At 32.5% G+C, this 24,791-nt stretch carries 26 protein-coding genes and 1 riboswitch; of the genes, 22 read left to right on the top strand and 4 right to left on the bottom strand.

Features of this window, described 5'->3' with window-relative positions:
- The first annotated feature begins 122 nt into the window (after positions 1-122).
- Both KA909_RS03520 and KA909_RS03515 read left to right on the top strand, forming a co-directional pair.
- Entirely contained in the window at positions 123-878 is a 756-nt protein-coding gene (locus KA909_RS03520) for an SDR family NAD(P)-dependent oxidoreductase (RefSeq protein ID WP_193839308.1), read from the top strand.
- A 14-nt stretch (positions 879-892) separates the two neighbouring features.
- On the top strand, positions 893-1,135 hold the full coding sequence (locus KA909_RS03515) for a hypothetical protein (RefSeq protein ID WP_193839309.1): 243 nt from the start codon (positions 893-895) through the stop codon (positions 1,133-1,135).
- Positions 1,136-1,275: 140 nt separating this feature from the next.
- Here the strand turns inward: KA909_RS03515 and KA909_RS03510 are convergent, their stop codons facing one another.
- A complete protein-coding gene (locus tag KA909_RS03510) occupies positions 1,276-2,184 on the bottom strand; it encodes an aldo/keto reductase (protein WP_193839310.1) in 909 nt (302 codons plus the stop codon).
- A gap of 81 nt (positions 2,185-2,265) precedes the next feature.
- Between KA909_RS03510 and KA909_RS03505 the strand changes: the two genes are divergently transcribed.
- From KA909_RS03505 to xerD, 3 genes are all read left to right on the top strand, one after another.
- Entirely contained in the window at positions 2,266-2,808 is a 543-nt protein-coding gene (locus KA909_RS03505) for an NUDIX domain-containing protein (RefSeq protein WP_193839311.1), read from the top strand.
- Positions 2,809-2,912: 104 nt separating this feature from the next.
- Positions 2,913-3,359: a ferric iron uptake transcriptional regulator gene (fur, locus tag KA909_RS03500; RefSeq protein WP_011275714.1), complete on the top strand. Its 447-nt coding sequence runs from the start codon at positions 2,913-2,915 to the stop codon at positions 3,357-3,359.
- 97 nt (positions 3,360-3,456) lie between these two features.
- On the top strand, positions 3,457-4,344 hold the full coding sequence (gene xerD / locus KA909_RS03495) for a site-specific tyrosine recombinase XerD (protein WP_070854997.1): 888 nt from the start codon (positions 3,457-3,459) through the stop codon (positions 4,342-4,344).
- A gap of 338 nt (positions 4,345-4,682) precedes the next feature.
- Here xerD and KA909_RS03490 read toward each other — a convergent pair whose 3' ends face one another.
- Positions 4,683-5,201 carry a DUF309 domain-containing protein gene (locus tag KA909_RS03490; protein ID WP_193839313.1) on the bottom strand — a complete coding sequence of 173 codons (519 nt, stop codon included), beginning with the start codon at positions 5,199-5,201 and terminating at the stop codon, positions 4,683-4,685.
- A gap of 93 nt (positions 5,202-5,294) precedes the next feature.
- On the opposite strand from KA909_RS03490, the gene KA909_RS03485 reads away from it, so the two are divergent.
- From KA909_RS03485 to KA909_RS03460, 6 genes are all read left to right on the top strand, one after another.
- Positions 5,295-6,026: a segregation and condensation protein A gene (locus KA909_RS03485; protein WP_193839314.1), complete on the top strand. Its 732-nt coding sequence runs from the start codon at positions 5,295-5,297 to the stop codon at positions 6,024-6,026.
- The gene (gene scpB / locus KA909_RS03480; protein ID WP_193839315.1) at positions 6,019-6,558 is read left to right on the top strand and encodes an SMC-Scp complex subunit ScpB; all 540 of its coding nucleotides are present in this window, start codon (positions 6,019-6,021) and stop codon (positions 6,556-6,558) included. The genes KA909_RS03485 and scpB overlap by 8 nt, the downstream gene beginning before the upstream one ends.
- The gene (locus tag KA909_RS03475) at positions 6,555-7,292 is read left to right on the top strand and encodes a pseudouridine synthase (protein WP_053029452.1); all 738 of its coding nucleotides are present in this window, start codon (positions 6,555-6,557) and stop codon (positions 7,290-7,292) included. The genes scpB and KA909_RS03475 overlap by 4 nt, the downstream gene beginning before the upstream one ends.
- Before the next feature lie 151 nt (positions 7,293-7,443).
- Positions 7,444-8,169, top strand: coding sequence for a response regulator (locus tag KA909_RS03470; protein WP_053029451.1), 726 nt, complete (start codon positions 7,444-7,446; stop codon positions 8,167-8,169).
- On the top strand, positions 8,150-9,907 hold the full coding sequence (locus tag KA909_RS03465) for an ATP-binding protein (RefSeq protein ID WP_193839316.1): 1,758 nt from the start codon (positions 8,150-8,152) through the stop codon (positions 9,905-9,907). The genes KA909_RS03470 and KA909_RS03465 overlap by 20 nt, the downstream gene beginning before the upstream one ends.
- A gap of 248 nt (positions 9,908-10,155) precedes the next feature.
- Positions 10,156-10,283, top strand: a riboswitch (FMN riboswitch).
- A 63-nt stretch (positions 10,284-10,346) separates the two neighbouring features.
- Positions 10,347-10,898, top strand: a complete 552-nt coding sequence (locus tag KA909_RS03460) for an ECF transporter S component (RefSeq protein WP_193839317.1) — start codon at positions 10,347-10,349, stop codon at positions 10,896-10,898.
- Between the two features lie 70 nt (positions 10,899-10,968).
- Here the strand turns inward: KA909_RS03460 and KA909_RS03455 are convergent, their stop codons facing one another.
- Entirely contained in the window at positions 10,969-11,217 is a 249-nt protein-coding gene (locus tag KA909_RS03455) for a ferredoxin (RefSeq protein ID WP_002449743.1), read from the bottom strand.
- Positions 11,218-11,326: 109 nt separating this feature from the next.
- Here KA909_RS03455 and KA909_RS03450 point away from each other — a divergent pair, with 109 nt between their 5' ends.
- From KA909_RS03450 to ypdA, 4 genes are all read left to right on the top strand, one after another.
- Complete coding sequence (locus KA909_RS03450; RefSeq protein ID WP_210129962.1) at positions 11,327-12,280, top strand: YpbB family protein; 954 nt, start codon at positions 11,327-11,329, stop codon at positions 12,278-12,280.
- Positions 12,273-13,652 carry a RecQ family ATP-dependent DNA helicase gene (locus KA909_RS03445; protein ID WP_210129961.1) on the top strand — a complete coding sequence of 460 codons (1,380 nt, stop codon included), beginning with the start codon at positions 12,273-12,275 and terminating at the stop codon, positions 13,650-13,652. Before KA909_RS03450 ends, KA909_RS03445 begins: the two co-directional genes overlap by 8 nt.
- A gap of 144 nt (positions 13,653-13,796) precedes the next feature.
- The gene (ebpS, locus tag KA909_RS03440; RefSeq protein ID WP_228480710.1) at positions 13,797-15,347 is read left to right on the top strand and encodes an elastin-binding protein EbpS; all 1,551 of its coding nucleotides are present in this window, start codon (positions 13,797-13,799) and stop codon (positions 15,345-15,347) included.
- Between the two features lie 285 nt (positions 15,348-15,632).
- The gene (ypdA, locus tag KA909_RS03435; RefSeq protein ID WP_075109241.1) at positions 15,633-16,619 is read left to right on the top strand and encodes a bacillithiol disulfide reductase YpdA; all 987 of its coding nucleotides are present in this window, start codon (positions 15,633-15,635) and stop codon (positions 16,617-16,619) included.
- Positions 16,620-16,960: 341 nt separating this feature from the next.
- Here the strand turns inward: ypdA and KA909_RS03430 are convergent, their stop codons facing one another.
- On the bottom strand, positions 16,961-17,935 hold the full coding sequence (locus KA909_RS03430; RefSeq protein WP_193839321.1) for an asparaginase: 975 nt from the start codon (positions 17,933-17,935) through the stop codon (positions 16,961-16,963).
- Positions 17,936-18,011: 76 nt separating this feature from the next.
- On the opposite strand from KA909_RS03430, the gene cmk reads away from it, so the two are divergent.
- The 7 genes from cmk (at position 18,012) to KA909_RS03395 (ending at position 24,784) form a co-directional block, all read left to right on the top strand.
- The gene (cmk, locus tag KA909_RS03425; protein WP_075108764.1) at positions 18,012-18,668 is read left to right on the top strand and encodes a (d)CMP kinase; all 657 of its coding nucleotides are present in this window, start codon (positions 18,012-18,014) and stop codon (positions 18,666-18,668) included.
- 310 nt (positions 18,669-18,978) lie between these two features.
- A complete protein-coding gene (gene rpsA / locus KA909_RS03420) occupies positions 18,979-20,157 on the top strand; it encodes a 30S ribosomal protein S1 (RefSeq protein ID WP_053029443.1) in 1,179 nt (392 codons plus the stop codon).
- A 361-nt stretch (positions 20,158-20,518) separates the two neighbouring features.
- Entirely contained in the window at positions 20,519-21,829 is a 1,311-nt protein-coding gene (gene der / locus KA909_RS03415) for a ribosome biogenesis GTPase Der (RefSeq protein WP_210129960.1), read from the top strand.
- Between the two features lie 15 nt (positions 21,830-21,844).
- Positions 21,845-22,843 carry an NAD(P)H-dependent glycerol-3-phosphate dehydrogenase gene (locus KA909_RS03410; protein WP_193839322.1) on the top strand — a complete coding sequence of 333 codons (999 nt, stop codon included), beginning with the start codon at positions 21,845-21,847 and terminating at the stop codon, positions 22,841-22,843.
- A 168-nt stretch (positions 22,844-23,011) separates the two neighbouring features.
- Positions 23,012-23,284 carry an HU family DNA-binding protein gene (locus KA909_RS03405; protein ID WP_011275733.1) on the top strand — a complete coding sequence of 91 codons (273 nt, stop codon included), beginning with the start codon at positions 23,012-23,014 and terminating at the stop codon, positions 23,282-23,284.
- A 209-nt stretch (positions 23,285-23,493) separates the two neighbouring features.
- Positions 23,494-24,081 carry a heptaprenyl pyrophosphate synthase subunit A gene (locus KA909_RS03400; RefSeq protein ID WP_075108767.1) on the top strand — a complete coding sequence of 196 codons (588 nt, stop codon included), beginning with the start codon at positions 23,494-23,496 and terminating at the stop codon, positions 24,079-24,081.
- The gene (locus KA909_RS03395; protein WP_075108768.1) at positions 24,074-24,784 is read left to right on the top strand and encodes a demethylmenaquinone methyltransferase; all 711 of its coding nucleotides are present in this window, start codon (positions 24,074-24,076) and stop codon (positions 24,782-24,784) included. The genes KA909_RS03400 and KA909_RS03395 overlap by 8 nt, the downstream gene beginning before the upstream one ends.
- Positions 24,785-24,791 lie beyond the last annotated feature (7 nt).

Below are 24,791 nucleotides of genomic sequence, written 5' to 3'. Positions count from 1 at the left end.
TTTGGGTGATTTGTTATAAAAGTTAGTGCATGCAATTAGATATAACTCAATTACTAGAAAACTTTATACACTAAATATTTTAAGGTAATATAAAATTATTCAAAGTTAGAGAGGAAATGTCTATGATAGGTAAACACTATGTGGTAACTGGTGGTACAAGCGGCTTAGGTCTCGAAATCACTAAACAGCTTATTCAAAAGGGCGCGCATGTTACATTACTTGCTAGAAGCAAACAAAAATATAAACACATTGACTTCTCACCATATGAACATAATGTCCAAATGATTCCGTGTGATATGCAAGACAAACATGCAATTAGCCAATTACCTCAATATATCGATACGCAAATAGATGGCATTATTTATAGTTCTGGTTTAGGGTACTTTAAATCAATCAACCAACACACCCCTGATGAAATGACAGAAACGTATGAAGTTAATATTATCGGGTTTAATTTATTATTACATGCTTTAATGAACCAATTGTCTCCACACGCGAGTATTGTTGGAATCTCTAGTCAAGCTGCTTTTGTCACACAAGCTAATGCCGCGCATTACGGTGCGTCTAAAGCGGCATTAAATGCGGTATTAAATGCACTACGACTGGAACACCCATCTTTTCATGTAATGTCTGTGAATACTGGTCCGATTAGAACAGCATTTCATGAAAAGGCAGACCCAAGTCTCGCTTATGCACACAAGTATGACGCAATGATGTTAGATCCAACTTTATTAGCTAATGATGTTATTAAAGGGATAATTGAACGTAAATGTGAAATCAATCAACCTAAATGGATGCACACCACTTTAAAATTTTATCACTTATTCCCTAGGTTGCTTGAATCACTTTTTCCATTTTTATTCAAAAACAAACTATAGATCGGAGTGATTGTATGTTATGTTGTGTAAACCATAACGTTAAACAATGTATTGAGAATATGAATGCACTACCGCCGCATTCCATTTTTACAATTGCAGATTTAATAGGGGAGAATAATTATGACTTATTAAATGCTGACGAACAATCATTCATAGATTTCAAATTTCACGAATTAATTTTGAGAGGTGAAATCATGAATGTGACTATCAAAGACGAAAATCACAATGGTCATTATACTTACTATAAGCAGTATTAAAGTTAGATTTGAGATGTAATAAAAAGGCGGGAGTGGGTCAAAATTCTTTTATGAATTCTTAGTCCCATCCCGCACCGAGGTTTTGCAAAATAGTATTTTTACATCATTTATGTCTCAAACGCTTCTGTATTATAACTACATTATTTTAAATGTTGTGTGTATTCTAAATTTTTCACTCTGTCTCGAGCTGCTTTTACTTGATCAAGGCTTACATGTTTATTGTAATTATTAACATTTTCTTCTAATTGTTGTGGTGAACTAGCGCCAACGATGATTGCACCAAGTGCATCGTGAGATTTTAAATATTCAAAAGATAAAGCACTAAGATTACTTTCTATTTCTTTAACTGAAGCAATCGTTTCGCCTAAATCATGATGTGTATAATCAAATATGCCCTCACTAAATTTATGATCTAGGGCATCAATACTATTAGAAGTTAATAACCCTTTAAACACAGGGCCGCGTGCTAATACTTTAACACCATTGGCATGTATGTCATTTAATAATTGTTCTGGTCGATTATCAATTAAATTGAATTGAGACATAATTGTCTCGATTTCACTATGTTTTAAATAATAATCGATAACATTAGGGCGGATTGAAGAAATACCATAGGCTTTAATAATACCTTCTTGTTTTAACTCATTAAATGCACTGATCGTTTCATCTAATGGATCATCTATTGTTCCACCATGTAATTGATATAAATCGATATGGTCCAATCCTAATCGTTGTAAAGAACCTTTAACACTTTCCTTAATATATTGTTTAGATGGATCCCATGTAGTCCCGCCATCTTCAGTAGGACGATTTCCTACCTTCGTTCCAATTATAATATCATCCCTATTTTGATATTTTTTTAAAGCTTTGCCTACAATTTCTTCGTTAACGCCTCTGTCATAAATATCTGCAGTATCAAAATACGTAATACCACTTTCAATCGCTTTTTCAATGATAGGTTCAGCCTTGGCAAAATCTGTGCCTAAACTCATACATCCTAATCCTAATTCTGAAATTTCGATGCCACTCTTTAAAATATTCTTTTGCATGTCCAATCTCCTTTCGATACACTTTAAGTAACGCATTCATCTTACCAATTTATATACTGAATTAAAAGGGACGTGAATTTTTTGGAATTTAATGAGAAAACTTTCGATAGAACTGTTATTTACAATGGTAAAATTATTGATTTAGAAATACATGATGTAGAATTGCCTGATGGGAATACATCTAGAAGAGAATTAGTTTATCATAACGGTGCGGTAGCAGTTTGTGCAATAACACCAAATGATGAGGTATTACTTGTTAAACAATTTCGTAAACCAGTTGAAAAAGCATTATTAGAAATTCCAGCTGGAAAATTAGAACAAGATGAAATACGTGAAGAAGCTGCTAAACGCGAATTAGAAGAAGAGACAGGTTATGTTGCAAATAACTTAGAATTTGTTACTGACATGTATGGTTGCCCTGGGTTCACCAATGAGAAACTTACGATTTATTTCAGCAGTAAACTAAGTGAAGGTCAACTTAATTTAGATGAAGATGAGTTTGTAGAATTGCATAAAGTGCCTATTTCAGAAATAAAAGCATTACTTGATAATCATGAAATCGAGGATGCTAAAACAATCATTGGGTTGCAGTATATATTATTAAATTATAATCATTCTAATTAAGTGCTGTAAATAGCTTGCATTTAATTGAAAATATTGGTAATTTAGTAATTGAAATATTTTCAATTTAAAATGATTATAATTATTAATAGAGGAGTGTCGCTCCCATGGAAGAACGATTAAATCGCGTAAAACAACAATTACAACAATCTTCATATAAATTAACACCACAAAGAGAAGCTACTGTCCGTGTTCTAATTGAAAATGAAAAAGATCATCTTAGTGCTGAAGATGTATATTTGAAAGTAAAAGACAAAGCACCTGAAATAGGTTTAGCTACTGTCTATAGAACTTTAGAACTTCTCGCCGAAATAAAAGTTGTCGATAAAATTAATTTTGGTGATGGTGTTGCTCGTTTCGATTTAAGAAAAGAGGGCGCTAAACATTTCCATCACCATTTAGTGTGCATGGAATGTGGTAAAGTAGATGAAATCCATGAAGATTTACTACCACAAGTTGAAGAAAGAGTCGAAACAGAATATAACTTCAAAATTTTAGATCACAGATTAACATTTCACGGTGTTTGTGCTGAATGCCAAGCAAAAGGAAAATAAACAAATAATAGGCTAGGACAATTTCAAATGATTGTCTTAGTCTTTCTTAATATCACATCATAGTTTAATGTGAGTCTATTCAAATAGAGGTGTTGTAATGGAAACAATTATTGAAGAATATTTAAAATTTATACAAATCGAAAAAGGCTTAAGCGAGAATACGATAGGTGCCTATCGCAGAGACTTAAAAAAATATCAAATATATATGCAAGAAAACAAAATTGCGCATATTGATTTTATTGATAGACAAACGATCCAAGAATGTCTAGGTCATTTAATAGATCAGGGCGCTTCTGCAAAATCTATTGCGCGATTTATTTCAACGATTCGCAGTTTCCATCAATTTGCGCTACGTGAGAAATATGCAGCGAAAGATCCTACAGTTCTTATTGAAACGCCTAAGTATGAGAAGAAACTTCCAGATGTATTAGATGTTGAAGAAGTGATTCAGTTACTTGAAACACCAGATTTGAATAAAAATAATGGATACCGCGACCGTACAATTCTCGAATTATTATATGCGACTGGAATGCGTGTGACTGAATTAATACAAATCGAGATAGACGATGTGAATTTAATTATGGGGTTTGTAAAAGTGTTTGGTAAAGGGAACAAAGAACGTATTATCCCATTAGGGGATACTGTAATCGAATATTTAGACACATATATCAATTCTGTTAGACCTCAATTACTAAAAAAAACCGTCACAAACGTGCTTTTTTTAAATATGCATGGACGACCATTGACACGTCAGGGTATTTGGAAACTAATTAAACAGTATGGTTTAAAGGCAAATATCAATAAAACATTGACACCTCATACGTTAAGACACTCATTTGCAACACACCTATTGGAGAATGGTGCAGATTTACGTGCAGTTCAAGAAATGTTAGGCCATTCTGATATTTCGACTACACAATTATATACACATGTTTCTAAAACTCAGATTAGACAGATGTATAATCAATTCCACCCAAGAGCTTAAAAGAATTAAGTATTTATAGTAATGATTAATTATAGATAGATGACTATTTAAAAGGAGATTGGTTTATATCAAGGAATGAGGAGTGGGGAGGAGACAGAATATTTCTTGAATTCGATGTAACCGCAGCAAAAAGAATGTCTTAGTGATATTCTTTTTGCTGGGGCTCTTCCTTAAAAGACTGCTAGAGCTAAAAGCAACTTGACTTAAGTGTCTTCTTCGTTAAGTCAACTATTGGGAAAATTCCAAATAGTATTACTATATTTTTTGTCTCAGTCACTAATAGATTACGCTTTATTTCTACAGTAAAGCGAGTTATTTAGTGGCAGTTTGAATTTTAACTAATCATCCATCCAACTCCTCATCCGCTTTTTATACATCAATGCTTGTTGTCTGGCATTGATCACATCGCTTCTATCTCTCAGTTTGTGGTAATTAACAATATAATTATCTTCAGTAGAAAGAAATGTAAATGAATAATCTGGATACCTATCAATTATTTGTTTTTCAAAGTTTGAATTGATAGGCAAATATACCGGTTTGAATGGTTTCAAGTCATCTATAGCTTTAATCTCATTCACAATTAATGTTTGAAATGCGTGTTCACTAAGATTTAGCACTGTTTTATCACATGCGTCATTAAAAGTATTTAATGACTTCTCAAAAGTTATCCGCGCACCTTTGGTATTTCCTCTTCTATAATGATACATGGCAGTAGAAAATAAAATTAGGCTTACAATGCCATCCTTTTTAGAAAACTGACTATTTGCTTTCCATGCATCCTCTAAAATATCATGACATAAGAAATAATGTTGCTGTTTATGAAAATAATAATAAAAATCGATTAAGGCTTTTTCCAATCCGACTCATCCTTAATTTAATGTTTGTAATATTCATGCTATAATACTTTAGTAAATTATGCACGATTTAGATTCAGTATAAGGACGATTAACATGTATGAAGTAAAATTAGATGCCTTCAATGGCCCGTTAGATTTATTACTACACCTAATTCAAAAATATGAAATTGATATTTATGATATACCTATGAAATCATTAACAGAACAATATATGCAATATGTTCACGCTATGAAACAATTAGAAATCAATATAGCGAGTGAATATTTAGTTATGGCATCAGAGTTATTAATGATCAAAAGCAAATTATTGCTACCGCAACATGATGTTGATGAACATTTAGAGGAAGATCCACGAGAAGATTTAGTAGGTCGACTTATTGAATATCAAAATTATAAAGAATATACAGAATTATTAGCCGAAAAGAAAGAAGCACGCGAGCACTATTTCACTAAGCACCCAACTGATTTATCCCATCTTGAAAAAGACGTCACATGGGATCAGAGTCAAACATTAGATTTAACTGATTTAATTGTTGCTTATCAACGTGTTAAAAATAGACTAGCACTTAATACACCTAAGACTGTTGACATCGTTAAAGAAAGCTTTACGATTCAACAAGCAACTGAAAAAGTAACGACACAATTAAAACATCATACATCGTTTAACTTCTTTAGTTTGTTTACTTTTAGTGAACCATTAGAACAAGTGGTTACTCACTTCTTAGCAATATTAGAAATGTCTAAATCTGGACAAATCAATATTGAACAAGTTAAAAATTTTGATGATATACGTATCGTTAGAGGAGTGAATTTTAATCTTGGATAAACATGGAATCATAGAGGCATTGCTATATACAGCTGGAGATGAAGGTCTTGAAGAAAAGCAAATTTTAGAGATTCTAGATATTAATCAAGCAAAATTAGCTGAATTAGTGTCATCGTATACTTCAAGTGGTTTAATGATTCAAAAATTTGGTTCAACTTATATCTTAACTTCAAAGAAAGAAGCATCACCTTATATTGAACAACTCATTGAACAAAAATCAAATATGAAGTTATCACAGGCAGCAATGGAAACATTGTCGATTATTGCATATAATCAACCATTAACGCGGAATGATATCGAATTAATTAGAGGCATTAATTCCGATGGTGCAGTTAGAACTTTAATTGCCCGTGGTTTAATTGAAGCAAAAGATGTGGAAAATTCTCGTAGTCATGCTTTACAAACAACAGATTTATTTTTAAATGTATTCGGAATAGAAAAAATTGAAGATTTACCAACTACTGAAGAAGATGAAGAAGAGATGGAAGATTTCTTTAGTAATTTAGTAAATCAAAAAGGAGATACGAAATGAGCAAAGAATTAGAAAGGCTTCAAAAACGCATTGCTAATAGTGGGTATACATCACGCAGAAAAGCTGAAACTTTAATTTCAGAAGGAAAGGTAAAAGTCAACGGTGAAACTGTGACTGAATTAGGTACTAAAGTTAAAAGTTCTGATACTGTTGAAGTAGAAGGTATTAAAATAGAACAAGAAGACAAAATGTATATATTATTCTACAAACCAACGCAAGTGATTACAAGTGTGTCTGATGATAGAGGACGTACAGTAGTCACAGACTATTTTAAAGATTTAGAGACTAGAATTTATCCAGTTGGCAGATTAGATTATGATACTTCAGGTCTATTACTACTAACAAATGATGGTGAATTTACTAATTTAATGACACACCCTAGATACCACATTCAGAAAAAGTATGTTGCTAAATTAAAAGGATATCTCATGCGAGAAGAAGTCAAAGCTTTAGAAAAAGGGATCGAACTAGAAGATGGGTTTACACAACCAGCACAAGTGAAAGTAAAAAAACAGGATAAAGATAAAAACACTACACTTGTAGAAATTACTATAAGCGAAGGTAGAAATCGTCAAGTTCGTCGTATGTTTGAACACTTTGGTCACCAAGTTGATAAATTAACAAGAATTGAGTTCGGCAACTTAAATCTTAAAGGTTTAAATGCAGGTGAGGGTAGAGTCCTAACACCCCATGAAGTTAAAGTATTAAGACACATGGCAGAAAATGGAAAATAAATAAATAATATTTTACAATAGTAAGAGAATTTAATTTAACTTAATTTCTCTTGCTATTTTTTTCACAAAGTTAACTTTAAAGTAAAGCTTTCAATCATGCTATATGCTATAATATTGAGTGTATTGAGCATGTGTAGGAGGTATAAACAAAATGACAAACGAAATTTTAATTGTAGACGATGAGGATAGAATTAGAAGGTTACTTAAACTCTACCTAGAGAGAGAATCGTTTACGATTCATGAAGCAAGTGATGGTAAAGAAGCCTATGATCTTGCAATGGAGAATGACTATGCGTGCATACTTTTAGACTTGATGCTACCAGAGATGGATGGAATTGAAGTGGCATCTAAATTACGTGAACATAAAGACACACCTATTATTATGCTTACTGCTAAAGGTGAAGAAACAAATAGGGTTGAGGGGTTTGAATCAGGCGCTGATGACTATATTGTTAAACCATTCTCTCCAAGAGAAGTTGTATTAAGAGTTAAAGCATTATTGCGTAGAACGCAATCTTCTAAACCTGAACAAAGTGAACCTCACGCAAGAGATGTTATAGAATTTAATCATTTAATCATTGATAATGATGCTCATCGCGTTTTAGCTGATAATCAACAAGTGAATTTAACGCCTAAAGAATATGAGTTACTTATTTATTTAGCTAAGACACCTAATAAAGTTTTTGATCGTGAACAACTATTAAAAGAAGTATGGCATTATGAGTTTTACGGAGATTTAAGAACGGTAGACACTCATGTAAAACGCCTTCGCGAGAAACTTAATCGTGTATCTGAAGATGCTGCACATATGATTCAAACTGTATGGGGTGTTGGTTACAAATTCGAGGTAAAGTCTAATGACGAACCGACTAAATAGTGTGGTAATAAAACTGTGGTTAACTATACTTTTCATAGTAACGACAGTTTTAATTTTATTAAGTGCAGCTTTAATTACATTTATACAGTATTATTACACCCAACAAACTGAAAATGCTATAAGGGAAGACGCGTCTAGAATTAGTCACTTAGTTGAACAAGCAGAAAATAAGACGTTAGCCATTCAACATAGCCAACAATTAATTGATGGCTCAGGTGGCGTGATTATTATGGCAAATAAAACTTCAAGTCTTAATCATTCTAATAGTGAAACTAAAAATAAAATGCTTGAAGCAATACACAATAACGCCCAATTCCAACAAGTCTTTTCAAAGGGTAAATCTACTACCCAAAATATTACCATTAGTAATAATGGTAATTCGCACTCTTATATTCTATTGGGCTATCCAATGAAAGCACAAGACAATGCAAACTCAAAGTATAGTGCTGTATTTATATATCAAGATTTGAAATCTATTGAAGATACGAATAATGCAATTACAATTATCATTCTAATTACTGCGATTATCTTTATTGCCATTTCAACTGTATTTGCTTTCTTTTTATCAAATAGAATTACAAAGCCTTTGAGACAACTTAGAACGCAAGCGTTAAATATATCTAAAGGGGACTATTCTAAACAGACAAGCGTCTCAACTAAAGATGAAATAGGTGAATTATCACATACTTTCAATCATATGAGTTCTGAAATACAAGAGAATATTGAAGCACTTTCAACTCAAAAAAATATTAGAGATAGTCTAATCAATTCTATGATAGAAGGTGTACTAGGTCTAAATGACAAAAGAGAAGTTATCCTTTCAAATAAAATGGCTGATGATATTACTAAATCACTTAGTGCACCTGTATATAAAGACATTGAAAAGCAAATCGAAAAAACATTTGTTTCAAAGAATACAGAATTCCAAGAATACGAAATTAATAACAAATATTATGTCATTATCATGAGTTATATCGAGCGAATCCAACAAGATGGCCGTAGTGGTCTAGTAGTCATTATTAGAGATATGACCAATGAACATAATCTTGATCAAATGAAAAAAGACTTCATTGCTAACGTTTCACATGAATTGAGAACTCCTATTTCTTTATTACAAGGGTATACAGAGTCCATTGTAGATGGCATTGTAACAGAGCCCGATGAAATTCGAGACTCTTTATCTATCGTGCTTGATGAAACAAAACGTTTAAATCGTCTAGTCAATGAATTATTGAATGTAGCGCGTATGGATGCAGAAGGTTTAACTGTTAATAAAGAGAAACAACCCATTAAACCTTTATTAAATAAAATGCAAATGAAGTATAAACAACAGGCACAAGATTTAGAGTTAGACATGTCACTTGCGCCAGAAATGACTGATGAATTGTGGGATTATGATGCCGACCGTATTGATCAAGTACTAACAAATCTGATTGATAATGCCACACGTTATACTCAACCAGGTGATTCAATTACAATCACTTCATCATCTGATGACACATATCAGACATTGTACATTAGCGATACCGGAAGTGGTATATCTCCGGAACATCTTGAACTTGTTTTTGATAGATTTTATAAAGTCGAAGCATCAAGAACGAGAGGGAAACAAGGTACTGGTTTAGGACTATTTATTTGCAAAATGATTATCGAAGAACATGGTGGTTCTATTCAAGTAGAAAGCGAAGTAAACAAAGGTACAACATTTATCATTAAATTACCTAAACCTAAGTGCTAATATGATTACAATCATACGCACTTATCTATCAAGCGCTTTAATTTAAGTTACAGTAGAAACTCGTACATCACGACGTTTGACTTAACGTACTAGCTTTTATTCTAAAAATGAAATTACTAGACCAAGAGTGGGTCAGAATTCATGTTGAATCTGATTTCACTCTTTTTTTATCTAATCAGTTTAAGCACCATGATTGCGCAATGCGCTCACATAAGGTAATATAAAAATTAAATTAATATATAGTTATAATTCATCTTCGGGGTAGGGTGTAAGTCCCAACCGGCAGTAATTCAAGCCTGCGACCCGCTTCTTATGAAGTGGCTGATTCAGTGAAAATCTGAAGCCGACAGTATAGTCTGGATGGGAGAAGATGGAGATTTTTTGTTGTGCAAAATTATCTCCTATTCTAAGTAAGATGAATGGAAGGAGATAATTCAATATGCAACAAAACAAACGTCTTATCACGATAAGTATGTTAAGTGCGATAGCGTTCATTTTAACATTTATTAAATTTCCGCTACCATTTTTACCGCCATACTTAACATTAGACTTTAGTGATGTGCCAACATTATTAGCAACATTCCTTTTGGGTCCCGTTGCTGGTATTATTGTAGCACTTATAAAAAATATACTTAACTTTTTATTTAACATGGGCGATCCAGTGGGCCCAGTTGCTAACTTTTTAGCAGGTGTGAGTTTCTTATTATCCGCTTACTATGTTACAAAACGTCAAAGACAACATACACATACGCCACGTTCTTTAGTTATAGGACTCGCAATTGGTACTATAGTTATGACTATTGTGTTAAGTGTATTAAACTACTTTGTGTTACTTCCTTTATATGGGATGATTTTTAATTTAGGAGATGTATTTAATAATTTAAAAATCGTCATTTTATCTGGTGTTATACCTTTTAATATTATTAAAGGTGTTGTGATTTCAATTATATTTGTACTATTATACAATCGATTAAAACGCGTTTTATCATAAAAAAATCTCCTATTGCTGAATGAAGTACGCAGCAATAGGAGATTTAATATTTATTTGATTGTGCCATAAACTATTCAAATTTAAGGGCATCACCATCAAATGGTTCTTCTTCAATTTTAATTGAATCAGTTGGACAACCTTCAAGAGCATCTTCCATATCTTCATATAATTCTTCTGGTACTTCTGCAGTACCTTGATTATCATCAAGGATTACGAAAGCAATACCTTCGTCGTCATAATCGTAAATGTCTGGCGCCGCAGCACCACATGCGCCACAAGCAATACATGTATCCATATCAACGATTGTATACTTTGCCAAATTCTTCGCCTCCTTTGATAAAAATGCTACACTAATATAACAAATGTTAACTAACACTTCGATTAATTTATTTACTATTTTATTAGTTACATAAAGTGAGGAATCATTAATGCATTCTATTATTACCTATGCATCAAATCATTCATTCGAATATAAAACCAATAAAAGTATCTATAATATTTTAATTGGGAAAAAATCACATCAAACTTTTTTTGATGCATGTTCCCAACAACTTTTATCATTATATCACAGTTTACCTAAATTAAAATATCCGTCTTTTGAGCGATTTTTGAATAGTAATGATGACCAGAATATCAACATTACCATTCATCCAAGGTTTACATACGATAGTATCATTCAAACATTTAGTTGTATTCAATTACTTATACAAACGATGACGCATTACAAAAATAATCATTTAGACTTTATACCTATTACGCAACAAGTCACAGTTCAAAATAAAGTAAAGCAATTATATTCAACTATCATCGAGAGTGACTTAATTGATGATTTAGAAAATGAAATTGAGCAGCTTTTTCATATCATTAATGAAACGTGCAATGGCAACTGTTTGATTCATTATTATCTACAAGGGTATGAAGAACCAATGTATACGCGTCAACAAGTTTCTCTTATTGAAGACATACCAGTAACCGATTTATTTGTCCATGAATTGAATAATTTAGTTCAAATGATGTTTGCATTAGAGCATAAAGAACAATTTCCGATATTATCTCAAACCATTATTTTACCTACATTACTAAATAAAACTACAATTACATATCATCAATTACTCAAAGGACTTTCAATGAATGAAGCTGCAGTGACTCAAAATGTTAAAATCAATACGATTGAAGACCATGTGCTTGAATTATTTATTAAAGGTTATTTTACAGCGTATCAACAATATGTAAGTACGACAGATTATAATTCGTTCATAGAATTCTATCATCAGAATAGAGGATATCGATTAAAAATATATAAAGAACAATTCAATCAATTATCTTATTTTCAAATCAAATTACTAATTATCGGAATTGAAAGAGGTGAGTTAAGTGCTTGAAGATAAATTAAAAGAATGGTTCGGTTTTTCCTCATTTAATCCGGGTCAGAAAGAAATTATTGAAAGCGTATTGAGTGATAAAGATACGTTAGGAATTCTTCCAACAGGTAGTGGCAAAAGTTTATGTTATCAAATGCCAACTTATATAAAAGAAAAGCCAACTCTCATCATTTCACCTTTAATCTCTCTTATGGATGACCAAGTCATGCAATTGAAATCTCAAGGAGAGAAATTAGTTGCTTCTATTCACTCAGGTATGGATGAAAATGAAAAAAGGCAAAATATAAATTTACTACAAAAAAGTCGATTTGTGTTTTTAAGTCCAGAATTTATGTTACAATCTCAAAATTTCAAATTAATTAAGAACATAGATTTCGGTTTAATCGTACTCGATGAGGCACATTGTCTATCAGAATGGGGATATGATTTTCGACCACACTATGCAATTATTGGAGAAATTACATCTTATTACAAGAATGCAACCATATTAGCCCTAACGGCGACAGCACCACCTCATCTCGAAAAAGATTTAAACCTTATTTTATCTAAGGAATTAACTGTTATTAAGACTTCTATGAATCGGCAAAATATTGCTTTTTCACATCTCAATTTTGATGATGATGATAGTAAAATCAAGTGGTTATTAAACTTTTTAGAACAATCTGGACCTACAATCATTTATGTTTCATCCAAAAAAGTATGCTTAGAATTAGCGACCATGATTTATCATCATGGTTATTTAACTGGTATATACCACGGTGATCTATCCTATCAAGAACGTCATACCGTTCAAAATCAATTTATGGAAAATTTTATACCCGTTATTGTGGCCACAAGCGCTTTCGGTATGGGGGTCAATAAAAAAGATATTAGAACAGTGATTCACTTTCATTTATCTACAAGTCCATCAAACTATTTACAAGAAATAGGTAGAGCAGGTAGAGATAATTTACCAAGCCAAGCGATAAGCCTATATCAACCAGATGACAGCTTTATATTGGAAACATTACTTTTTAGTGATGCGATTACAACTGAAGATATTGACGCTTTTGATATTGGCGTATTCCTACCACCACAAAAGGAAGAAATTCTATCCATTTTGAGCCAAAGATATTCATCCAAAGTGCTTAAATCAATATTCAACAACGCTTTAATACGTAAAAAATTAGGTTATCAAAGGATGATTGGATATACGTCTTTAGATCAATGTAGACGCCGCTATTTATTAGAATTTTTTGGTGATACACCAATTCAACCTAAACAATGCTGTGATATTGATTCGGATTTAGAATCCATTCACGTTACAAACCGAAAAAAAGTTAAAAGAAAATTAAATTATAGTGAAAAGTTAAAATATTTATTTAAAGTATAGTTGCTTTTCTTTACTAAAATTATTTTAAGAGGATATAATTAAAATACTTAAAGTTTTTTCAAGAAATATCGTGATACTATACATATTTCACACTTTGTGGGGTATATGGTATGTGATATTAAAATATTTAATTAAGAGAGGATGATGACCGTGTCTAAAAATAATTTTAGAGATGATTTCGAAAAAAATCGTCAGTCTATCAATTCTGATGACCAATTCGAAGAAAACACAAATGAGTTTGATGATAACTCAAACCATTCAGATGAATTTGAGAATCAATCAGATCAACAATTCCCACCTAGAAATGCACAAAGACGTCAAAGAAGACGAAACCAAGCTACAAATAAAAACAGAAAATTCGATAATCAAACTTCTGATTCAAATGCTACTGGTTCACTTGATGACCGACACGATGAAGACTCTTTAAATGAGTTACAACACAATCAAAAAGAGAATCAATTAGATAAAGCATCAATACATAAAGATGATGAACACTCACCCGAAAGAGACTTTAATAATCAATCGTCTCGAGAAAATCATCATCATGAAGCATCAAGTAGAAAGCACGATAAAGACTATGATAATGAAAGTTTAAATGATGATGATCGTCACCGTCGTGATCACCAAGAGCATATCGATGCAAACAAACATGATAAGTCAAAACATGGTAAAGATGCTGCACTAGCTGGTGGTGCTGGTGTCGCTGGTGCTGCAGGCGCCAAAGCTGCTAAGGATAAACGAAATAAAGACACGAATCATCGTTCAAATCATAATGAACATAAAGATGACGATCATTTAGAACATGATCATAAGCGTAATCGTAATAGAAAACATAACAATGAAAAGCAACTCGATGACAATCAAGAACATCTTTCTAAAGATGAATCAAAAAAAGGTAATAAAGGGAAAAAAGCTGCAGTCGGTGCTGGTGCTGCAGGTGCCGCTGGTGCTGCTGGCGTAGCAGCCGCAAAACATAAAAAAGATAATAAAGACCATCATAATCATAAAGATAATCATACGAATGAAGAACACAATGATAAAAAACATCAAGAGGATAATGATGGATTCCAAGCTCATAACGGTAAAAAGAAACGTGGTTTAGCAGGTCTTTTACTTCCATTAATTGCGTTATTACTTATTCTAGCAGCACTTGCTATCTTTATTGGTATGTATTTAAACAATGATAAAAAAGATAGCGACCAAGCTGATAATAACAAAACTGAACAAACTGCAAACAAAGATAGCAAAGACAAAGCTAGCGACGACAATGATAAAAATAAAGATAATGCTACTAAAGATGATGACTCAAGTGACAAAGCTACAAGTGATAATGAATCATCAAGTAATTCAAGCGATGATAATAGTAGTACTTCTGGCAACAATGATTCATCAAACGCATCTGACAACAGTTCATCATCAGATAGCGATGCTTATAATTCAAATAGCAACAGTGATAATGCTAATTCACAAGCCACTCAGAACAGTGGTAATCAAAATAATAGTAATAACAATCAATCAAATAATACTAATTCAGGACAACAAACGCATGTCGTATCAGGTAACGAGAACCTATATCGTATCGCGATTCAATACTACGGAGAAGGTACTGTTGAAAATGTTAACAAACTTAAACAAGCGAACGGCTTATCTAGTAATAACATTTCAAATGGCCAAAGATTAGTAATTCCACAATAATGACATTAAATTAAAATGGCTATAGGATAAAAATTAAAAAATAATGCTACGTTGTTCATTCATCGTAGCAGACTAAAATTGAGAGGGTGCTTAAATTAAGCATATCTCTCATTTTAGCTAACCTTGCAGGGGTAGGACAATGGATTCAAAAAGAATTCGGTCCTATCCCTGTTTTCTTTATAAAACTTATAATCTCATTAAATTGTAAATATTATAGGTGCGATTCTATTTAGAAATCATGTTACAACTGCTATAATTAATTGGTGATTAAAGGAGGCCAATGACATGCAAAGCATAGAAAGTATTATAATCGGCGGAGGCCCATGCGGTTTAAGTGCTGCTATCGAACAAAAAAGAAAGGGTATTGAAACATTAGTCATCGAAAAAGGGAATGTTGTAGATGCTATATATAAATATCCAACACATCAAACATTCTTCTCATCTAGTGATAAATTGAGTATTGGCGATATACCATTTATCGTTGAAGAAAGTAAACCTCGACGCAATCAAGCGTTAGTTTATTATAGAGAAGTTGTTAAACATCACCAATTAAATGTTCATGCATTTGAAGAAGTGTTAACTGTTAAAAAGATTGATAATAAATTTACTATAACAACTACCAAAGATGTGTATGAATGTAAATTCTTAACTGTTGCAACTGGATATTATGGTCAACATAATACATTAGAGGTTAAAGGTGCAGAACTTCCGAAAGTACAACATTACTTCAAAGAAGCACATCCTTATTTCAATTTAAATGTAACTGTAATTGGTGGTAAAAACTCTGCAGTTGACGCGGCATTAGAATTAGAAAAAGCTGGCGCAAATGTAACTGTATTATATAGAGGCGATCGTTATTCATCTGCTATTAAACCATGGATTTTACCTAACTTTGAATCATTAGTTAATCATGAAAAAATCACAATGGAATTTAATGCTAATGTAACTGAAATCACTGAAAATAGTGTGATTTATGAAAAAGCAGGTAAATTAATTGAAATACCTAATGATCATGTATTCGCGATGATAGGATACCATCCTGATTACGACTTTTTAGAATCAATTGGAATAGAAATCAATACAAATGAATTCGGTACTGCGCCAGTTCATAATAAAGAAACGTTTGAGACAAATGTAGAGAATTGTTATATTGCCGGCGTCATTGCTGCTGGTAATGATAATAATGCAATCTTCATTGAAAACGGTAAATATCATGGAGGGATTATTACCCAAAGCATTTTAAGTAAAAAACAAACACCTCTCGAAAGTTAAGGTGTAATCATAAAATGCTAAACGCAACGAGATAAATATTTCATAGCTACAATGCACTTTCATAGTAGCTAAATAGAAGAGTCCGGGACAAAAATAATCTAATGAAGCTATTTTGCAAATTCGCAGTAGCTGACTGAACTGAGAAGGCGCTTAAATCAAGCTTTTCTCAGTTCTAGTCATCCTTGGGGCGGGGCCCCAACACAAAAAATCACGAAAGTGATTTTACAAGCAAAGTAAGTTGGGAGTGGGACGACGAATTTAAAAAGAATTCTGTCCCACTCCCTTGTTATCTTATTTTATTCTGATCAGATTCAATTCAATGCGACTTTTTTCGGCCCTTGCTAATTTTGCTTTTCAAAATAATGCTTCAATTCTGACGTATTAAGATGATTACTTAAACCAATTAATAATTTTAGTCTCGCTTTCGGACCATTTAATCCATTCGAAAATATTAAACCTTTATTTGATAATTGGAACCCACCGCCATCATAGGCATATACAGGGCTTACAATACCATTAAAGGATCTTGAAACTAACACAATTGGTATTTTATTGTCCAAGCATGATTGAACGCCATTTAAGCAACTTGGTGGCAAGTTACCTTGACCCAAAGCTTCAATGACAATACCATCTACATGCTGTTGTGAATAGAAGTTAAATATGTCACTGTCCATCCCCATATACGCTTTAATCAATGGCACGCTTAACTCATGATTGACTGTATTAAAAGACTGTTGTTGATAGGGCTGATTATAAAATTGAACATTATCTTTGGTTAAAATACCTAATGGACCTTGATTAGGACTTTGGAAGGTATTAATGTTAGACGTATGCGTCTTAGTGACATTTCTGGCAGTATGTATTTCATCATTGAATACGACCATTACACCTTTGTCTTGCGCATCGCTGGATGAAGCTACACGAATGGCCGAAATAAAATTATATAAACCATCAGAACCAATTTCATTTGAAGATCTCATCGCTCCAGTAATCACAACTGGATATCGAATATCTATTAATAAATCAAGAAGATATGCAGTTTCTTCAAGCGTGTCTGTTCCGTGTGTAATCACATAACCATCGTATTGATTTGTCTTATTTGCATCAATAATGATATTTCTCAATTGTTCAACGTTTTGAATTGTTATGTGTGGAGACGGAATGTTAAATGGATGGATTTCATCTACGTCAGCGTATTGACCAATAATGTCTGTATGTAAAGATATTGGATTTACATCATTTGTTACTACTTGGTTGGATTGATTTTGAGACATGCTAATCGTACCACCAGTATGTATAACTAATAATCGCTTCATTGCGTTCCTCCTATTTTTGATTTACATATTTATGATAAAATAATACAAACAAAACAACAAGGAAGGATAAAATAATATGGACTTAATAAATATTGCCTTGGATGGTCCTGCAGCAGCAGGTAAAAGTACAATTGCTCGACAAGTTGCTAGTAAATTATCAATGATATACGTTGATACTGGTGCAATGTATCGCGCAATAACTTATAAATATCTTCAAAATAATAAACCTGAAGATTTTAAAGCACTCGTTGATCAAACTACTTTAGAATTAACTTATGATAAAAGTAAAGGACAACGTATCTTATTAGATGATCAAGACGTTACAGATTTTTTAAGAGAAAATGATGTGACTCAAAATGTATCCTATGTCGCTTCTAAAGCGCCTGTTAGAACATTTGCAGTTGAAAAACAAAAAGACCTAGCAGCAAAAAAAGGGATCGTCATGGATGGACGCGATATTGGCACAGTAGTGCTACCAAATGCAGAATTAAAGGTGTACATGATTGCTTCAGTTGAGGAGAGAGCTGAAAGACGACAAAAAGAAAATGAACAACGTGGTATTCCTTCAACATTATCGCAACTAAAAAAAGAAATTGAAGAAAGAGACCACTATGATATGAATCGTGACATTTCACCTTTAAAAAAAGCAGACGATGCGATTACAGTGGATACAACTGGCAAAACGATTGAAGAAGTAACTGAAGAAATAATGAACTTGGTTAACAATTTATAAATGAGCAATAATAGCTATATAGAATAATTTGTACTTAATTTAGAATAAAGTGCGAATTATTTTAAATAGCTATTTTTATTCTATATAATTAAAAGTGGTAATAATTAATCACTGTTTAAATCGTATAACATTTATTAAGGTTCATTAAAATTATAAATCTTTAAAAGTTACAAATCAGTTAAATTTCTATTTAATAATTTTGATAATTGATAATTTTTTTAAGAACTTATGAAACTAAAGGGGAATTTCTTGACAATTCTACTGGTTTATAAGATGTTATATGTATGTAGTGTATAAGGAGGCAAATAAGATGACTGAAGAATTCAATGAATCAATGATTAATGATATTAAAGAAGGTGACAAAGTCACTGGTGAGGTTCAACAAGTTGAAGACAAACAAGTCGTAGTTCATATTAATGGTGGCAAATTCAATGGTATTATTCCTATTAGCCAACTTTCAACTCATCATATTGAAAACCCTAGTGAGGTTGTTAAACAAGGTGATGAAATAGAAGCATATGTTACTAAAATAGAAGTTGATGAAGAAAATGACTCAGGTGCGTATATTCTTTCTAAACGTCAACTTGAAACTGAAAAATCATATGAATATTTACAAGAAAAATTAGATAATGATGAAATAATTGAAGCAAAAGTTACAGAAGTAGTTAAAGGTGGCCTAGTTGTAGATGTAGGTCAACGTGGTTTCGTACCTGCTTCACTCATTTCAACTGATTTCATTGAAGATTTCTCTGTATTTGAAGGACAAACTATTCGTATCAAAGTAGAAGAATTAGATCCTGAAAATAATAGAGTCATTTTAAGCCGTAAAGCAGTAGAGCAAGCTGAAAATGATGTTAAAAAAGCTTCTTTACTAGAATCATTAAATGCAGGCGATGTTATTAAAGGTAAAGTAGCTCGTCTAACTAACTTTGGTGCTTTCGTTGATATCGGTGGCGTAGATGGCTTAGTCCACGTTTCAGAACTTTCACACGAACATGTTGATTCTCCAGAAGATGTTGTTTCTGTAGGACAAGAAGTAGATGTGAAAGTTAAATCTGTAGAGAAAGATGCAGAACGTATTTCACTTTCTATTAAAGACACTTTACCAACACCATTTGAAAGTATTAAAGGACAATTCCATGAAGATGATGTTGTCGAAGGTAAAGTTGTACGTTTAGCTAACTTTGGTGCTTTCGTTGAAATCGCACCAGGTGTACAAGGCTTAGTTCATATTTCAGAAATTGCACATGAACATATCGGTACACCAGGTGAAAAGCTTGAGCCAGGGCAACAAGTTAATGTTAAAATTTTAGGTATTGATGAAGAAAATGAACGTATTTCACTTTCAATCAAAGCTACTTTACCTAAAGAAGATGTCGTTGAAAGCGATGATGCTACAACTCAATCTTATTTAAGTAATGATTCAAACGAAGATAATCCAACACTTGGCGATGTCTTTGGTGATAAATTCAAAAACTTAAAATTCTAATCTAAAGTTATGATAGAAATTCATGAGGCTGGGACAAAATAAAATGTCTCAGTCTATTTTATTGTTCTGGCAGTAGCTGACAGATGTGAATCAATTTGATTTAAGCGTGTTATCAACGTGATAGGTTGCATGGATTTTGATGATTAACCTTAACAAAATTTTGACGCCAACCTGATTACCAATCTTAGTATTATCTTTTAAGCAAAACATTTAATGAATCGTTCTCTATTTAATTAAGGTGTTATCATTCAAATTTCAATTATCAATTCATTATAATGTAACTTAACTTATATACTTTGTTTGAAATAAATAGGTCATATGATAAAATTATAGAGATTTTAGAAAGAGAGGAAGTTAGCTTATGACGAAACCTATTGTAGCGATTGTAGGAAGACCAAATGTAGGGAAATCTACAATCTTTAATAGAGTAGTAGGTGAACGTGTTTCAATAGTCGAAGACACACCTGGTGTTACTCGTGATAGAATTTATTCATCAGGCGAATGGTTAACACATGAATTTAACATTATTGATACTGGTGGAATTGAAATCGGTGACGCGCCATTCCAAACACAAATTAGAGCACAAGCTGAAATTGCAATAGATGAAGCAGATGTTATTATTTTTATGGTAAATGTGCGTGAAGGTTTAACTCAAAGTGATGAAATGGTTGCACAGATGTTATATAAATCTAAAAAAACAGTTGTGTTAGCCGTTAATAAAGTAGATAATCCTGAAATGCGAAACGACATTTTTGATTTTTACGCATTAGGTTTTGGAGATCCATATCCTATCTCAGGCTCACACGGCTTAGGATTAGGTGATTTGTTAGATGAAGTGGTTAAACATTTCCCAGAGGATTATGAAGACCCTTACGACGAAGACACAATACGATTATCAATCATCGGACGTCCTAATGTTGGAAAATCTAGTTTAGTAAATGCAATTCTTGGCGAGGACCGTGTTATTGTATCGAATGTTGCTGGAACGACTAGGGATGCCATTGATACTGAATATAGTTATGATGGCCAAGATTATGTTTTAATCGACACTGCTGGAATGCGTAAAAAGGGTAAAGTGTATGAGTCCACTGAAAAATATTCCGTATTACGTGCGCTTAAAGCCATCGAACGTTCTAATGTTGTACTAATCGTTATAGATGCAGAGGAAGGTATAATAGAACAAGATAAACGTGTAGCAGGTTATGCTCATGAAGAAGGTAAAGCCGTAGTAATTGTAGTGAATAAGTGGGACACAGTCGATAAAGATAGTAACACAATGAAGAAATTTGCAGATGATGTTAGAAACCAATTTCAATTTTTAGATTATGCTCAAATCGCTTTCGTTTCTGCCAAAGAAGGTACACGCCTACGCACGCTATTCCCTTATATTAATGAAGCAAGCGAAAATCATAAGAAACGTGTTCAAAGTTCAACATTAAATGAAGTAGTGACAGACGCTATATCTATGAATCCTACGCCAACAGATAAGGGTCGTCGTTTAAATGTATTTTATACTACACAAGTAGCTATCGAACCTCCTACGTTTGTTGTATTCGTAAATGATGTCGAATTAATGCACTTTTCTTATAAACGTTACCTTGAGAATCAAATTCGTCATGCATTTGGTTTTGAAGGAACACCTATTCACATCATTCCGAGAAGAAGAAACTAAAAAGGAGATAATACTATGACTAAAATTACTGTTTTTGGTATGGGAAGTTTTGGTACTGCATTAGCCAATGTGTTAGCAGAAAATGGACATACTGTTCTAATGTGGGGTAAAAACGAAGATAGTGTCAAAGAATTAAATGATCACCATCAAAATAACCGTTATTTAAAAGATGTCGTACTCAATAGTAGTATTAAAGCCACTAGCGATATCAATGAGGCTGTGAATTTTACCGATATTTATTTAATGGCTTTACCTACTAAAGCTATGCGTGAAGTAACTAGTCAAATTGATGGTTTGATCAACTCAAAGAAAACCTTCATCCATGTAGCTAAAGGTATTGAAAATGATACATTCAAACGTGTTTCAGAAATGATTGAAGATTCTATATCTGAAGAACATAATGGTGGCATAGGTGTATTATCAGGTCCTAGCCATGCTGAGGAAGTAGTAATTAAGCAACCAACAACTGTGGCTGCATCATCAAAAGATGAAAAAGTTAGTGAGCTCATTCAAGATTTATTTATGAATGATTATTTACGTGTCTATACTAATAACGATTTAGTTGGTGTTGAATTAGGTGGCGCGTTAAAAAATATAATAGCAGTCGCAAGTGGTATCGTGTCAGGTATGGGCTATGGAGATAACGCTAAAGCTGCTTTAATGACACGTGGTTTAGCTGAAATAAGCAGATTAGGTGAAAAATTAGGTGCTGATCCTATGACGTTTTTAGGACTTGGCGGAATTGGTGACTTAATTGTTACGTGTACATCTACACATTCCCGTAACTACACATTGGGATATAAGTTAGGACAGGGCCAAACTATGGATGAAGCATTAAATGAGATGAATATGGTTGTAGAAGGTATTTATACTACTAATTCTGTATATCATTTAGCCAAACAACAAAATGTGGATATGCCTATAACGAATGCACTTTACAAGGTTTTATTCGAAGATAAACCAGTTAAAGACAGTGTTAAAGACTTGATGGGAAGAGATAAAAAATCTGAATAGCGTGTAATATTACTCTATTTCAAAAAATTTTCGCAGATTTGCACTTAAAATACTGATATTTCAGTGTTTTAAGTGCATAAATTATTGCGGTAACATTAATTGTTGTGTTAAAGTCATAGCATAATGATATAAAGATATCATTATCATTCATCTGGAGGTGAACTCGTAATGAATAAAACTGACTTAATTAACGCAGTTGCAGAACAAGCTGATTTAACTAAAAAAGAAGCTGGTTCAGCTGTAGATGCTGTTTTCGAATCAATCCAACAATCACTTTCTAAAGGTGAAAAAGTACAATTAATTGGTTTCGGAAACTTCGAGGTACGTGAACGTGCTGCACGTAAAGGACGTAACCCTCAAACAGGTAAAGAAATCGAAATTCCTGCAAGTAAAGTTCCAGCATTTAAAGCTGGTAAAGCATTAAAAGATGCTGTTAAATAATTTACTTAAAAGCCCTATAAAGGGCTTTTTTTTATACATATATCATTTCAAAAGACTTAATTTGTAATATGTAATTCAACTTGACTATTGCAAATGTCTCATCAGCGCATATATTCAAATAACTAAAGTAATATCCACTTAAGTCACTGTATTTTATTTTTATTCATATAATGTTAAGATGTATAGTGATAATAACGTGAGGTGTGAACATGGAAACAACAATAAGCAAATTAAATAGACAAATTAATCAAAAGCTTACAGGAATTCATGACTATGAAACGATTCATATAAATGCTAATTTGAGTGCATTACTTGATACTTATGACATTCCTGAAAATGCTAAACTTGCTTGCCTCACTATCGATACTTCAATGAAACATCTTGATGAGATAACACAAAACCAAAAGTCAAAAAAATCTATTTTAATTGGTGATTTACTAAGCGCTCATTTTTATACGCTTTTAGCTGAAATAAATGATCCAACATTTCAATTAGCAATGAGTAAAGCGATAGTCAAATCGAATGAATTAAAATCATCATTACATCATCAAGTATTAGAGTCTGAAGCTATCTATGATGCAATTATTGAAATTGAAACAATCTTCCCATATATAACTTTGTCTCATTTCAGTAAAGAACAAGTAACGCCTTTAGATTTATATCAACAATTAATTTCCGAGGTTGATGACTATTATCCATCTTACCTTAAGATGTACCAACCATCTGATGTACGTCAGTTTTTACAAAATATCAATCAAAGTTATATAGAGAAAAGTAGAGGTAATATTAATGACTGAAAATAATGCAAAAAAAGAACAAGTTCATACAGTCTTCCAAAATATTTCAAGTAAGTATGATCGCTTAAACAACATTATTAGTTTTGAGCAGCACAAAGTGTGGCGAAAACATGTAATGAAAGATATGCACGTTAAAGTTGGTAGTAAGGCACTTGACGTGTGTTGCGGTACTGCTGACTGGACGATTGCACTTAGTAAAGCAGTAAGTGCGCATGGTGAAGTAACTGGTTTAGACTTCAGTGAAAACATGCTAGAAGTCGGTAAAGAGAAAACAAAGCATATGGATAATATTCATTTAGTTCATGGAGATGCAATGAATTTACCATTCGAAGATAATTCATTTGATTATGTCACAATTGGCTTCGGTCTCCGTAACGTACCTGATTATTTAGTTGCATTAAAGGAAATGAATAGAGTATTAAAACCAGGTGGAATGGTCGTTTGTCTTGAAACAAGTCAACCAACAATGCCCGTATTTAAACAAATCTATAAGTTATACTTTAAATTCATAATGCCAATTTTCGGTAAATTATTCGCTAAATCTAAGGAAGAATATGAGTGGTTACAACAATCTACGTTCGATTTTCCAGATAAAGACAAATTAAAACAATTATTTGAACAAGCTGGCTTCACTAAAATTAAAATCCGTAGCTTTACAGGTGGCGTTGCTGCAATGCATCTAGGCTATAAACAAAAAAGTTAGACAAAAT

Origin of the sequence: Staphylococcus sp. GDX8P54P (genome assembly GCF_017893165.1) — a bacterium.
GTDB lineage: Bacteria > Bacillota > Bacilli > Staphylococcales > Staphylococcaceae > Staphylococcus > Staphylococcus borealis.
This window is presented reverse-complemented; position numbering and strand designations above follow the sequence as displayed.

Coding starts and splice junctions, on each gene's coding strand:
- KA909_RS03430 (WP_193839321.1), bottom strand. CDS start 17,935: ATGAAGCGATTATTAGTTATACATACTGGTGGTACGATTAGCATGTCT.
- ypdA (WP_075109241.1), top strand. CDS start 15,633: ATGCAAAGCATAGAAAGTATTATAATCGGCGGAGGCCCATGCGGTTTA.
- KA909_RS03470 (WP_053029451.1), top strand. CDS start 7,444: ATGACAAACGAAATTTTAATTGTAGACGATGAGGATAGAATTAGAAGG.
- KA909_RS03460 (WP_193839317.1), top strand. CDS start 10,347: ATGCAACAAAACAAACGTCTTATCACGATAAGTATGTTAAGTGCGATA.
- KA909_RS03405 (WP_011275733.1), top strand. CDS start 23,012: ATGAATAAAACTGACTTAATTAACGCAGTTGCAGAACAAGCTGATTTA.
- KA909_RS03450 (WP_210129962.1), top strand. CDS start 11,327: ATGCATTCTATTATTACCTATGCATCAAATCATTCATTCGAATATAAA.
- KA909_RS03485 (WP_193839314.1), top strand. CDS start 5,295: ATGTATGAAGTAAAATTAGATGCCTTCAATGGCCCGTTAGATTTATTA.
- KA909_RS03515 (WP_193839309.1), top strand. CDS start 893: ATGTTATGTTGTGTAAACCATAACGTTAAACAATGTATTGAGAATATG.
- cmk (WP_075108764.1), top strand. CDS start 18,012: ATGGACTTAATAAATATTGCCTTGGATGGTCCTGCAGCAGCAGGTAAA.
- KA909_RS03475 (WP_053029452.1), top strand. CDS start 6,555: ATGAGCAAAGAATTAGAAAGGCTTCAAAAACGCATTGCTAATAGTGGG.
- rpsA (WP_053029443.1), top strand. CDS start 18,979: ATGACTGAAGAATTCAATGAATCAATGATTAATGATATTAAAGAAGGT.
- KA909_RS03520 (WP_193839308.1), top strand. CDS start 123: ATGATAGGTAAACACTATGTGGTAACTGGTGGTACAAGCGGCTTAGGT.
- KA909_RS03400 (WP_075108767.1), top strand. CDS start 23,494: ATGGAAACAACAATAAGCAAATTAAATAGACAAATTAATCAAAAGCTT.
- KA909_RS03410 (WP_193839322.1), top strand. CDS start 21,845: ATGACTAAAATTACTGTTTTTGGTATGGGAAGTTTTGGTACTGCATTA.
- der (WP_210129960.1), top strand. CDS start 20,519: ATGACGAAACCTATTGTAGCGATTGTAGGAAGACCAAATGTAGGGAAA.
- KA909_RS03510 (WP_193839310.1), bottom strand. CDS start 2,184: ATGCAAAAGAATATTTTAAAGAGTGGCATCGAAATTTCAGAATTAGGA.
- fur (WP_011275714.1), top strand. CDS start 2,913: ATGGAAGAACGATTAAATCGCGTAAAACAACAATTACAACAATCTTCA.
- KA909_RS03465 (WP_193839316.1), top strand. CDS start 8,150: ATGACGAACCGACTAAATAGTGTGGTAATAAAACTGTGGTTAACTATA.
- ebpS (WP_228480710.1), top strand. CDS start 13,797: ATGACCGTGTCTAAAAATAATTTTAGAGATGATTTCGAAAAAAATCGT.
- xerD (WP_070854997.1), top strand. CDS start 3,457: ATGGAAACAATTATTGAAGAATATTTAAAATTTATACAAATCGAAAAA.
- KA909_RS03395 (WP_075108768.1), top strand. CDS start 24,074: ATGACTGAAAATAATGCAAAAAAAGAACAAGTTCATACAGTCTTCCAA.